The organism is Deinococcus indicus (assembly GCF_002198095.1).
GTDB lineage: Bacteria > Deinococcota > Deinococci > Deinococcales > Deinococcaceae > Deinococcus > Deinococcus caeni.
Genome location: NZ_NHMK01000006.1, coordinates 22908 through 35432, shown reverse-complemented (window position 1 = coordinate 35432; position 12525 = coordinate 22908). Strand labels below are relative to the sequence as shown.

Here is a 12525-nt window from a genome sequence, read left to right as displayed (position 1 = left end):
CCGTCTGTTTCGTTCACGGTCCGCAAAGGGGCGCCAGGGTGCCGGCCCGATGCCGGGCATCCGTTTCAGTCGCGGCGGGGGCCTGAAGGAGTCCGGCCAGTGCGAGTGGAATGGCGGCGTCCCAGCCCTGCGGGTGGCACGCGGCGGGGTACGGGACGGGCGGGGTGCCGTCCTCGCGGGGGAATCCGGCGAACAGTTCGCTCAGGCGGCCGTCCGGGGCGGCGCGGGCCGCGTCGAACAGCGCGCGGGTGACCTGCGCCGCCTCGGCGTGCAGGCCCAGGCGGGCCATGCCCAGCGCCGCCAGGGCGGTGTCGTGCGGCCAGACGCTGCCGTTGTGGTACGACACCGGATTGAAACGCGGCTCCCCGCTGCCCAGCGTGCGGATGCCCCAGCCGCTCCAGAGTTCCGCGCCCAGCGCGGTGCGGGCGACCTGCGCGGCGAATTCCGGGGCGATGATGCCGGTACACAGGGTGTGCGCGGCGTTGCTGACCAGCACCCGCAGGGGCCGCTTGTCGCCGTTCAGGCCGTGCACGTAGTACCCGCGTTCCGGCCACCAGAAGGCCGCCTGGAAGGCCCGCTGAAGCTGCGCGGCGCGGTCCTCCCACTCGGGGGCGCGTTCCGGCTCGCCCAGCGTGCGGTACAGGCGGGCGGCGGCGCGGTAGGCGGCGTACGCGTACCCCTGCACCTCGATGACGGCCACGTGCCCGCTGACGTCCTGGCCGTCCTCGGTGAAGGTGCTGTCGCTGCTGTCCTTCCACACGGCGTTCGTGATGCCGCCGGGGTCCGGGGTGTACTCGATGAAGCCGTCCCCGTCCGGGTCGCCGTCGGTCAGCAGCCAGTTCAGGGCGGCCTCCCAGTGGGGGCGCAGTTCCCGCGCAAGGTCCGGGTGCGTCTCCGAGAGTTCCCCAATCAGCCACACGAACAGCGGCGTGGCGTCGGCGGTCGCGTAGTACGGGCGGTGCGGCGTGCGGCCCAGCCGCGTCAGTTCCCCGACGCGCATCTCGTGCAGGATCTTGCCCGGCTGCTCCAGCGTGACTGGGTCGTGCCGCTGCCCCTGGTGCGCCGCGAGAAACCGCGCGACGGTCAGCGCCAGCTGCGGCAGGTGACGGTGGACCATCAGGGCGATCAGCATGGAGTCCCGCCCGAACGGCGCGACGAACCACGGCAGGCCCGCCGCCGGGAACGCCCCGAAAGCGGTTTCGAAGCTCAGGCTGCGCAGGTCCGCGACGCTGCGCTCCAGAATCCGCTGGTCCTGCGGGTCCGGCAGGGTGAGGTCCGCGCGGACCTGAGCGTTCAGGCGGGCGTACTCGGCGTGCAGGGCGTCCGGGTCGCCGGGGGTGGGCGTCTCGTCGCCCTGCAGGGGGTAGACGCTGACGCGCACGTCCGTCTGCGCGTCCGTGAGGGTCCAGACGAGCGCCCCGTCCTCCCAGCGGGCGGGCAGGCTGGTGCGCACGCGGGTGCGGCTGCGCAGGCCGTCCAGGGCGGTATGCTCGAAGTCCACGCCGTCCGTGGTGGGGCGCACCTGCACGTCCCGCGCGCCCAGTTCGCCGGGCCAGCCGCGCACCTCGAACATGTCGAGGTAATCGGCGTTTAGGTGCAGCCGCAGTTCGTGCGGGCCGTCTCCCAGGTAGCGGGTGACGCGCAGCGTGTCGCGCAGTTCGGTGGCGGTCAGTTGCAGGTCGCGGCGCAGGCCGACGCGCATGGTGTAGCCCACGTTCGCGTTCGCGCTCTGCTGGTGCAGCCAGTACGGGCCGTGCTCGTGTTGCACGAGCGTCTGGGGCGTCTCGCCGTCCAGTCGCCACTCGTAGCGGGACAGGACGCGGGTGTCGCGGCGGTACAGGCCGCTCTCGCCGTCCTCGACGCGGTAGTGGGCGTCCCCGACGAGGTACAGGTCATTTTCTTTCAGGACGGTGCGGGTGTTCAGCATGGTGGGAATCCTTCGGTGAAGAGTCGGAGCGGGGAGGCGCCGGGGCGGGAGGGGCGGGGGAGGGGTGGGCCGGTCAGCCCTTGACGGCGCTGTCGGCCCCGGTGTCCACGAAGTACCGCTGGAACACCACGAACAGCACGATCACCGGAATGGCGCTCAGGACCGCGCCGGCCAGGATCAGGCCGTAGTCGCCCTGCCCGCCGTACAGTTCCCGGAAGTTCGACAGGCCCACCGTCAGCGTGAAACTGGCGTTGTCCCGCAGGATCACCAGCGGCCAGAAGAAGTCGTTCCAGGCACCCTGAAACTGCGTGATGGACAGTGCGATCAGGGCCGGCCCGGCCTGCGGCAGCATCACCCGGAAGAAGGTCGTGAGCGGTCCCGCGCCGTCGATGGCGGCGGATTCCTCCAGTTCGCGCGGCATCCCCTCGAAGAACTGCTTCATCAGGAACACGCCGCCCGCCGCGACCAATCCGTTGAGCCACAGGCCCCACAGGTTCAGCAGGCCCAGGTCCTTGAGCAGCACGTAGTTGCTGACCAGGTTCACCTGACTGGGCACCATCTGCACGAACAGCACGGCCACCAGGAAGATCAGGTTGCGGCCCGGAAAGGTCATGCGGGCCAGGGCGTACCCGGCCAGCGAGCAGAACACCACGGCCGCCGCGACCCGCAGGAAGGCGTACAGGAACGAGTTCAGCACCCACGAGAAAAACAGGCTGCGGCCCGAGGCGGGGTCCGCCGTCTCCCGGAACGCCCGGCGGTAGTTGTTGAAGGTGTAGCCCAGCACGCCCGGCGTGACGTTCCGGAACGCGAAGGACCGCCCGAAGTCCTGCCGGTCGCTGGGCGGCAGGGTGCTGCCCACGATGCTCTGGCCGCGCTGCACGTCCACCTGCAGCGGCGTGCGTTCGAACACCGGGCCGCGCAGGGTGTACCCGGCGGGGCCGCGCGTGAGTTCCACGGTCTGCCCGGCGTTCAGTTCGTATTGCCGCTCCTGCGCCTGCGGGGTATCCAGGCGCACGGGGACGGTCTGCCCGTTGCCCAGGCGGGCGCGCAGGTCCGCGTCGGGTTCGGTCAGGGTGGCGCGGACGGTCTCGCCGGTCTGGCGGGTCAGCAGCGGACTGCGGACCGTCACGCGGTACGTGCGGGTGTCGCCGCTGCGGGCCACCTCGCGGGTGTCCAGGGTGGCGTAGTCGCGCGCCTGCGCCTGCCGCGCCACGGCGACCAGACTGACCGGCTGGTACGGGAACAGCGTGACGGCGGGGGGGTCCTGCGGCGCGCCGGGCGGGGACTGCACCTGCACCTCGAAGGTGACGGTCCGGCCGGGGTGCAGGCCGCCCTGCCAGCCGTCGCCGCTGCCCTGCACGCCCAGCGCCCAGGCGTGCCCGATCACGGCGGGCGTCAATTGCGGGATGTTCAGGGTGGGCGGGTACTCGTTGGGGTTGTCCTTGAGGCTGCTGAGCAGGCCGGTCACGAACGGCCCCAGGAAGAAGAAGCTCATGACGAGCATGAACGCGTACAGCCACGCGGCGCGCGCCCAGCGGCGCCGGGCCAGCCAGCGTTCCCGCACGGCGGGTCTGACCGGAGCGGGGGCGGTCATGGGGCCTCCGACGGGAAGAAGCGGCGCTGCGCGGCCACCATCACCAGAATGATCAGCGCCAGGATGATCGCCCCGGCCGACGCCATGTTCACGGGCGCGGCCCCGGCCTTGAAGGTGTTCGAGTACACGTAGTACGCCAGCGTGATCAGCGTGTCGCCCGGCGCGGCGCTGCCGATCACGGCCACCTGATCGAACATCTGCATGGTCCCGATCCGTCCGACCGTGATCACGTAGAACGTCACGGGCCGCAGCATGGGCACCGTCACCCGCGTGAGTTTCTGCCAGGGGGTCGCGCCGTCGATATCGGCCGCCTCGTACAGCGCGCCGGGAATGTTCTGCAACCCCGCCAGGAAGAACAGCATCAGGGTGGGAATGGTCGTGAAGGTGTTCTGGATGATCACGACCAGCATCGGCACGCTCAGCACGCGCACGCCGCCCACGCTGATCCAGCGGTCCGCGAAGTACTGGTAGTCGAAGGGCGGCACCTCGCGCGCCGCGACCACGCCCGTCCAGGCGAGCGCGGCCGTCACGGCCACCGCCAGCAGCGCACTCGTGGCGGCCAGCGCCGGGTCCAGCCAGCCGGCCGGCAGTCGCCGCGAACGTTCCCACAGCACCTGCGCGACCTGCGCGGCGGCCAGCACGCCCAGGAAGGTCAGGATCAGCGGCTGGAACGCCTGCCACTGCGTGATCAGGTAGTTCGCCACGCCGCGCCGCTGGAACAGCCACAGGAAGATCAGCGTGATCACCACGCTGCTCGTGATGGACGGCATGTACCACGCCGAACGGAAGAAGCCCATGCCGCGGATGCGGGTGTTCAGAGCGACGGCCATCAGCAGCGCGCCCACGGTCTGCAACGTGGTGGTGATGACCGCGAACACCAGACTGTTCGCCAGCGCCCGCCGGAACGACGGGTCGCCCAGCACGTCCGCGTACGGTTTCACGCCGATCAAGCGCGGATCGTTGAACAGGTTGAAGTCCGTGAACGAGTAGTAGATGGCCCGCCCGAACGCATAGAAGAAGAAGACGGCGGTGGTGATCAGGAACGGCGCGAGAAACAGCAGCGCGGCGGGCGTCTGGCCTCGTCGGAGCATGGCAGGCCCTCCAGGGGGGTGCCGGCGCCCGGCAGGGCCGGGACCGGGCAGGAAGAAGAACGGGCGGAGCGCGGCGGGCAGGGGAGAGCCCTCCCGCCACGCCGCATCAGCGCATCAATGCCCCGGAAGTCAGCGTTTCTGGAAGGTGTTCATGTCCGCCTGCGCCTTCTTCAGGGCGTCGGCCGCGCTCTTCTGGCCGCTCAGGACGGCGGCGAGCGCCTCGTTGATGGGTTTGCTCCAGTCGGCACCCTGCGGGCCGAACGTGAAGGCGCGGACGTTCCCGTCGTCGGCTCCGTCGAACACGAGGCGGCTGTTCTGCGCGCCGGGGTCGGTCTTCCTGAAGTACGCGTTGCTGGTCAGCGCGGTGCGGCTGGGAATGGCGAGGCCCTGTTCCAGGACGTACTGCTGCACCTGTGGGCTGGTCAGGATGTTCAGGACTTTCAGGGACGCCGCGCGGTTCTTGGTGCCGCTGTTGATGGCCCAGCCGACGGTGTACAGGAAGTTGCCGCGCTGGCCGGTCTTCGTGTTCTTGGGCATCAGGGCCGTGCCGAACTTCAGGTTGGGGGCGTTGTCGCGCAGGAAGTTCACGACCCAGTTGCCCTCGATGCCCACGGCGACCTTCCCGGTTTTCAGGCAGCCGCCGGTCCAGCCTTCGCTGACCTCGCTGGGCTGGACGCCGACCTTGTTGCGGGCCAGTCCGGTGTAGAAGTTGAACACTTCCGCGAAGCGCGGGTCGGCGAGGTTGGTGCGGCCCTTACTGTCGAACTGCGTCCAGCCGGTCGCGAACGCGAAGGCCCCGAAGCGGTCCCAGTTGGGTTGCAGGCAGATCCCGGCGTAGTCCGGCCCGAGCTTCTGCTTCAGGGTGGTCAGTTTGGTCTGCAGGGTCGCCCAGGTGTCGGTGCCGTCGGGGTATTTCACGCCGGCCTCGTCGAACAGCGAGCGGTTGTACACCAGGGTCAGGGTATTGAAGTCCTTGGCGACGCCGTACAGGCGTCCGCCGCGCGTGAAGGCCGCGTTCAGGCTCTTGATGAACGGGCTGGTGTTCACGAGACCGTTCAGTGGCAGGACCTTGCCGGTAGCGACGAAGCCGTCGAGTGTCTCGGCCGGCAGGTAGAACACGTCCCCGGCGTTCCCGGCGGCCAGCAGGGTGGTCAGGGACTTGTTGTAGTCGCCCTGCAGGGGTTCGTACACGACCGTGATGCGGTCCTTGGCGAGGGCGGGTTTCACGAAGCGGTTGATCAGGTCGCCGACGACGGCCGGGTCGGTGCCGCCGTACCCGTTGATCTTGATGGTCGTCTGCGCGTGGGCGCTGCCCAGGGCGGCACAGGCGGCGAGGGTCAGGCCGAGCAGGGTGCGTCGGGGTGCGTTCATGGGGTGCCTCCGGGGGGCGGCGCGACGGTCGCGCCGGGAAGAAGCTGCACGGGAATGAATTCGCCCCTGGCGGGCTGGCCGCCGATGGCGTCCTGCACGAGGGCCAGGGCGGTGGCGGCGATGCGGGGAATGTCCTGCGCGACGGTCGTGAGCGTCTGGCGGATGGGCAGTTCCGGCAGGCCGTCGAAACCGACCACGCTGACCTGACCGGGCACGTCCACGCCCAGGTCCTCGAGGGCGGCGACGGCCCCGGCGGCACTCTCGTCGCTCTGGGCGAACAGGCCGGTGAAGCGCGTGCCGTTCTCCCAGGCGCGTCGGACGGCGCGGTACCCGCCGAGGACCGTGAAGTCGCTGGTGATGGCCTGCACGTCCAGCCCGGCGGCGTGGGCGCTGTCGCGGCAGCCGCGTTCGCGGTCCTGGGCGACCTGACTGTGGCCGTGTCCCAGGAAGGCCAGCTGGCGGTGTCCGGCGCGGATCAGGTGCTCGGTGGCGAGGCGGGCGCCGCCCACGTCCTCCGGCGCGACCCAGAACTCGCCGGGCTGATGCCCGATCAGGACGCAGGGCACGCCGCGTGAACGCAGGTAGGCGGGTCGGGGGTCGCCCTCGACGGCGTGCATAACCAGGACGGCGCTGGGCAGCCGGGCCATGCGGGTCAGGTCGGCGCGCAGGTCCACGAGCTGCACGCCCTGCGGGGCGGTCTGGCTTTCCAGGGCGCGGCGCAGCAGCACGTGGTAGGGGTGCAGCAGGGGGTCGTCGCGGTCGAGGGACAGGCCGAGGGTCTGGCCGGTGCGCCAGCTGAGGTGCCGCGCGGCGGGGTCGGGGGCGTAGTCCAGGCGGGCCATGACGGCCTGCACGCGGGCGCGGGTGCGGTCGGCGACGGTCGGGTGACCGTTCAGGACGCGGCTGACCGTGCCCTTGCTGACGCCGGCTTCGCGGGCGATGTCGTCGATGGTGGTCCGGGTGCCTGGGTTCATGGAGTGATTGTGCCGACCTTTGCCGCGTGGCGGGGAGGGGTGTGTGGACGGGTGGACTCGACTTTCTTGTAACCGGTTACAACAGCAGTGCGAACAACATCGCCCTCCGCAATCCGGTGCACCAGACCGGAAGGACGTCCGGGCCCGGCGGCCCGAGGAATGTAAGCGGTTACAAAACCACTGTGGCACCCGCCCCGCCCTGTGTCAATCCCCGCTCACAGCCGGCTCGCTCAGTTCAGACGGACGCTCCCCCGGGCAAGGAGTTCAGTGGGAAGCAGCAGACCAACAGGAGAGCACTTGCGACCTCGATTTGGTCAGAGGAGATGGCCGCAGCCGACACGGGTGAATTCATATCCAACCTCAGTGCACCAGAGCGGCGCTGTAAGGCCCGTTAAGGTCCCTGCAAACCCCTCTCCCGACCCCTTCATCAGACCTGAGCCTAGAAGACCTTCAGTGGCCTGACAGCGCCGCACAGACCCTGACAGGGCCAACGCACGGTCAGGCATCCGCGACTATCCGTTCCCAGGCTCGTGCGCTTCGCGGAGCCGCTGCGCGAATTCCGGCAGGCGCAGTTCACTCGCCGCGCGGATCACTTCCCGCTGCACCTCCAGCGGATCGGCCTCACCGGACAGCATGGCGGCCATCAGACCCCGCAGATGATGTTCGCGCAGCTCACGCCCCACGAACATCCGCACCTGCGTCAGGGCGCGCGCCGCCTGCTCGTCGCGCGGCAGGGCATTGAACTCCGAGTTCATCCGCTCGGTCAACTCATCGAGTTCCGTGGACGGCGCACCTGCCGCCTTCTTCGTTCGACTGGGCCGCTCTCCCACCGGCGTCTGCGTTTCCAGCTTCCCGGTCAGAGCAGGCAGATCCTGCACCACCCCCGTGTACTTGCCGTCCTCGTCCTTGATCACGTCGACCAGCAGCGCCGAGCGTTTCTTGGGAGAGTACCCGCTGCTCAGCAGCGACTGGAAGGCCTCCAGACGGGTCGTGACGTGCAGTTCGCCGTACTGATGCACCAGTTTGCGCGCCACAGGGAGCACCACACCCTCGCGGCACAGCGCCTCGACCAGCGGCGAGTCCGCGATCACCTGCAGGCTCGGTTCGGGGGCCGGCGGATTGACCTGCACGTCGCCGAATTCATACACGATGGCGGTGCTCAGGCGTGTGCCCTCGTATGTGACGCTGCGCAGGTACCCCCGGTCAATCAGTTCCTGATGCGCGCCTTCCAGGTTGCGCCTGATGCGGGCGGGCATGGTCTCCAGCAGCTTGCACTCCCGCGCCCACTGCTGAAGCGGAATGTGCAGGACTGTCACCGGTTCACTCAGGTGCACCGGATCGTACCGGCGGGCGTCCAGGATGCGGTACAGGCTGCGGGTCAGTGACCGGTTGAGGCTCTGCACGAAGGTCATGTCCAGCGGCTTGACGTACTGCGCCCGCAGGCTCTGCACCACGGGCCGCGCCAGCCGGATGCGCAGCAGCGTGCCTGACCCGAACGCCAGACCGCCCGCCGTGTCCGCGTCAATCTGTTCGATGATGTTGAATTTGACGGTCGTCCAGCGGTCATAGCGTTTGTCACGCCAGGATTCACTGGCGGCGTACGTGGCGCCCTTGAGGCGGTCCAGGGATTCCTGAAGGGCCTGGTAGTACTGGCCGCTGTCCGGGAAACCGGATTTGCTGAGCAGCTGATACGCAGTGGTGTTCACTTCCCCGGAATCCGGTGAGCCCTGTTCGAGGTACATCAGATTCAGGGTGGTCGCGAAATCGCCGTCCAGGCCGTGCGGAACTCCCCCGTACTCGCTGGGTGAGATGCAGGTCAGGCGGGCGGTGCGGTCCTCGACCGTCCATTCGTGGTCCCAGCGGGTGTAATCGCTGGGAATGCGTTCCTGCACACAGATCAGACCCAAACGCGCGGAGTTTGCCTCGTCGAAGCGCGTGATCTCAGCGGGACGCTGGGGGTGAACCGTCACTTTTTTGCGGGGGCGTGGCATATCGGGAAGTCCTCAGGGTGCACTCTACCAGTCAGTCACACCAGATTCAGGAACCCGGGGCGCACTGGTGAGGAGGAACGGATCGGGGCAGGTTCGACTCCCCTTGTTGTTGGTTGTTTTTGTTTGTTTTTAAAAGATTAAAAAAATGTTGTTAACAACAACAACAAGGGAGTGGGGGCCGCCTGCGTGCCAGACGGCATTTTTCAACCTAACATGCCGAGTAAATCGGGCTTTTTCTGTGGATAACTCTGCTGAAGCTGCCGAGTAAATCGGTAGTTCTGCCGAGTAAATCGGGCTTTTGGCAGACAAACCTGCCGAGTAAATCGGGCTTTGACCCGGTCTATCAACCACTGAACCTGCCGAGTAAATCGGGCTTTGTCTGTGGACAACCTGCCGAAAAAGCCGAGTAAATCGGGAGTCTCATACGCCTTCGAAATGCCAACCTGCCGAGTAAATCGGGTTTTGCCTGTGGATAACCTGCTCAAAAAGCCGAGTAAATCGGGCCCGCTGCCGCCAGGACTACCGATTTACTCGGCAGGTTCAAAAAAGGCGAAAATATCCTTCCAGGGCGGTATCCGCCCTCGATCCGGTCCGAACAGTCAAAAACAGACTACCGAGTAAATCGGTAGTGTCCTTTTCAGCCTTTCGCCTGCTCTCCTGCCCCAAAACTGCCGAGTAAATCGGGCGAGTCCGGCCAGTCACCGCACCGATGAGAGCGTCTCCCGTCAGACACGACAGGCGGACCTGTGAATGGGTCCGCCTGGCGCGCTTGACAGTTCCGTGGAGGCCAGACTCAGTGGCTGGGCAGGTTCTCCATGGCCGAGGCTTCTTCGTAGGGTTGCACGACCACGAAGCCGTCGCCCTGGAAGGCCATCTGGAGGGTCTCGCCGCCGCCCCGGCCGAACATGGAACGCAGGTCCTGACTGACGCGCAGGTCCGGGCGCAGGTGCTCACTCCAGGCGATGGTGGCGTTCGGGTCCGTGAAGATCGGCTCGTTCGGCGTGACCCGCAGCGTCAGGGGCTTGCCGTGACTCAGGATGGCGACCAGTCCGTTCCCGCGCACCTGCACGCTGAACATCCCGCCGGCCACCATGCCCGCCACCGAACGCTGCATGGTGATCTCGTGCGTGACGGTGTCCTCGAAGGCCAGCAGGTCCTTGCCGTTCACGTTCAGGGCGTCGCCCTGCAGGCGGATGATCGAGATCTCCTTGCCCTGGTCGGCGAGGTAGCACACGCCCTGCCCCTCGATGCTGACCAGCGGGCCCATCTCGCCGCTGCCCATGCGCATCGCCGCGCCCAGCAGCGCGCCCATCCCGCCGCCCGAGCGCAGGCCGCCCACGAGGTCACGCAGGGTGCTCGACCGCTTGAATTCCAGGCGGCCCCGGTACGCGACCATCGCGCCGATCTTGCTCCAGACGCGGCCGTTGACCTTGACTTCCAGCATCTTGCTGCTTTCCAGTTCGAACACGTCGCCGGGTCGGTCCTGCTCGGCGCTGCGGCGCAGGAAGTCCGCGACGCTGCTGCCCTGCCCGGTCTCTGCCGGGGATGCGGGCGGGGCGGGCGGCACCGGTGCCGGAGCAGGGGGCACAGGCGGCGCGGCCGGTGGCGGCGCGGCGGCCGGACTGGCGGGCGCGGGTGCCGGGGCGGCTCCGGCCACCTGTCCGCCGAAGTACCCCAGCAGCGAGTCCAGGCCGCCCTGGAAGCCCTGCGCGACGCTGCCCAGCCGCCACCCGCTGGTGTGGCGGTACAGTTCCGCGATCATCACGGCCCGCTCCGCCGTGAACTGGGTGCCGCCGAGGACCACGACCGCCCGCTCCGCGGCGCCCTGCGGGTCCTGCACGGCCAGGCGCAGCTGCCCCAGGCGGCTCATGGGGGCGTCGTCGTGCGAGATCACGAACACCAGCCGCTCGATGCCCGGCGGGAGCGCGCCGAGGTCCAAGTCGAAGGTGGCGCGGCTCCCGTCGAGCTGCAACCTGACCTCCTGGCCGGGGCTGCTGAGCTGGTTGTAGAACACGAAGTAACGGTCGTCACGCAACTGACGCTCGCCGTCCAGGCCGAACACGCTCACGTCGGCCTGCGGCAGGTCGTGCGTGACCTGCACCCGCAGGCGCGTGCCGGAAATGAAGTCGGACAGGGAACGTTTCTCGCCGGGTTGAAGCTGAGTCATGAATCACCTCGCAGGAGGAATACGGACAGGGGACGGGCACGGACGGAATTCGGTTCCAGTGTACGCGGCCAGGACGTGCCTGATCCCGGCCGGGCGACCTCAGGGCGACCCGGCGAACGCGAGGTACACCCGCGCGACGAACGCCGGGTCGTTCAGCCCGCCGCCAAGCAGGTCCTCGGCGCGGCGCAGGCGGTAGCGCAGGGTGTTCAGGTGCAGGTTCAGGTCGTCTGCCAGCGCGGCGAGTGAGCCCGTGTGGCCCAGGTACGCGCGCAGCGTGGCGGCCAGTTTCCCGTCCGGGTCCCCGGCGCGCAGTCGGGCCTGCCAGTCGGCGGCGTGCGCGGCCCGCTCGGGGCTGTCCAGCAGGGGCCGCAGCGGGTCCGGTTGCGTGAAGGTCGCGGTCCCGCGTGCCGGGGCGAGCGTCAGGGCCTGCGCCGCCTCGCGCAGCGCGTCCGGCGCGGCGGCCGCCCCCGAGTGCGCCCGGCTGACCCCCAGCCGGAAGGCGGCGGTGGTGGCGTGCAGCAGCGCCTCGTGCAGCCCGGCCGCCCCGGCGGGATCGGCCGCCGGCCACAGCCACACGCTCACGTCATGGTCGCCCTGGGCGCGCACGGCGGTCATGCAGGTCAGGCCCCGCCGGTAGAAGAAGCCCTCGCCGACGCTGCACAGCACGTCCAGCTGCGCCGTGCGGGCCTCGCGGGCGCGGGCGGAACGCGGGGGCGGGCCGCCCAGCCGCAGCGCGGCCACCGTGAACCCCTCGCCGGGCGGCAGCTGCGCCGCGTCGCCTGAGAGCAGCGCCTCGAACTGCCGCTCGCCCACCCGCCGCCGCGCCGCGCCCGCCGCCGCCGCCTGCAGGCGCGCCAGCCGGAGCAGCTCCGCGATCAGCGCCGCCAGATCCGCCCAGCCGGGCGCGGCGCGCAGCTGCAGGGTGCCGACCGGGCGCCGCTCGAATGCGAGGGGCACCTCGGTCAGTTCCGCGCCGTCCGGGGCGTGCCCGGCGTGCGCCACCACGTCGCCCCAGCTGGCCCGCACCGTCACCTCGCCGCCCGTGACGCCCGCCAGCCAGCGGGCCAGCGCCCCCTCCGGCTGTGGGTGGTTCAGGGCGCGCTGCGCGCCGTCCAGCAGGGCGCGCAGGCCCGGCAGGTGCGGCCTCAGGGCTTCGGCCTGGAGGCGGGTGAACGCCGCGCGGACGTCCACCGCCGGGAATTCGGGCAGCGCCCGGACGGCGGCCTCCGCGTCCCCGATCTGCTCGTCACCGGAGATGGGGGACAGGCCCAGCGCCCCGCGCAGCGCCGCCAGGGTCACGCCCATCCAGCCATCCTCCGACTGATCATTGTCGGATCATACAAGAGCCCTTGTGATTTCTGTGCGTCGCGCCGTTGAGCGCCTTGCCCGCGCGGGCCTACGCTGCAGGGA

At 69.2% G+C, this 12525-nt stretch carries 8 protein-coding genes; all 8 read right to left on the bottom strand.

All coding sequences use genetic code 11. The features are described 5' to 3' along the window. Positions 1-13: 13 nt before the first annotated feature. The 8 genes from CBQ26_RS01555 to CBQ26_RS01520 all read right to left on the bottom strand — a co-directional run bounded on the left by CBQ26_RS01555 (position 14) and on the right by CBQ26_RS01520 (position 12420). Positions 14-1927, bottom strand: a complete 1914-nt coding sequence (locus tag CBQ26_RS01555) for a glycogen debranching N-terminal domain-containing protein (RefSeq protein ID WP_088246857.1) — start codon at positions 1925-1927, stop codon at positions 14-16. 73 nt (positions 1928-2000) lie between these two features. Further along, positions 2001-3521, bottom strand: coding sequence for a carbohydrate ABC transporter permease (locus tag CBQ26_RS01550; protein WP_088246856.1), 1521 nt, complete (start codon positions 3519-3521; stop codon positions 2001-2003). Then, a complete protein-coding gene (locus tag CBQ26_RS01545; RefSeq protein ID WP_088246855.1) occupies positions 3518-4612 on the bottom strand; it encodes a carbohydrate ABC transporter permease in 1095 nt (364 codons plus the stop codon). The genes CBQ26_RS01550 and CBQ26_RS01545 overlap by 4 nt, the downstream gene beginning before the upstream one ends. A 129-nt stretch (positions 4613-4741) precedes the next feature. Continuing rightward, positions 4742-5983: an extracellular solute-binding protein gene (locus tag CBQ26_RS01540; RefSeq protein WP_088246854.1), complete on the bottom strand. Its 1242-nt coding sequence runs from the start codon at positions 5981-5983 to the stop codon at positions 4742-4744. Further along, on the bottom strand, positions 5980-6957 hold the full coding sequence (locus CBQ26_RS01535; protein WP_088246853.1) for a LacI family DNA-binding transcriptional regulator: 978 nt from the start codon (positions 6955-6957) through the stop codon (positions 5980-5982). Before CBQ26_RS01535 ends, CBQ26_RS01540 begins: the two co-directional genes overlap by 4 nt. Before the next feature lie 512 nt (positions 6958-7469). Further along, on the bottom strand, positions 7470-8948 hold the full coding sequence (locus tag CBQ26_RS01530; RefSeq protein WP_088246852.1) for a replication initiator protein A: 1479 nt from the start codon (positions 8946-8948) through the stop codon (positions 7470-7472). A 793-nt stretch (positions 8949-9741) separates the two neighbouring features. Continuing rightward, positions 9742-11115 (bottom strand): AIM24 family protein, encoded by a 1374-nt coding sequence (locus CBQ26_RS23000; protein WP_088246851.1) that lies wholly within the window; start codon positions 11113-11115, stop codon positions 9742-9744. 99 nt (positions 11116-11214) lie between these two features. Then, complete coding sequence (locus CBQ26_RS01520; protein WP_088246850.1) at positions 11215-12420, bottom strand: PucR family transcriptional regulator; 1206 nt, start codon at positions 12418-12420, stop codon at positions 11215-11217. Positions 12421-12525: the final 105 nt, after the last annotated feature.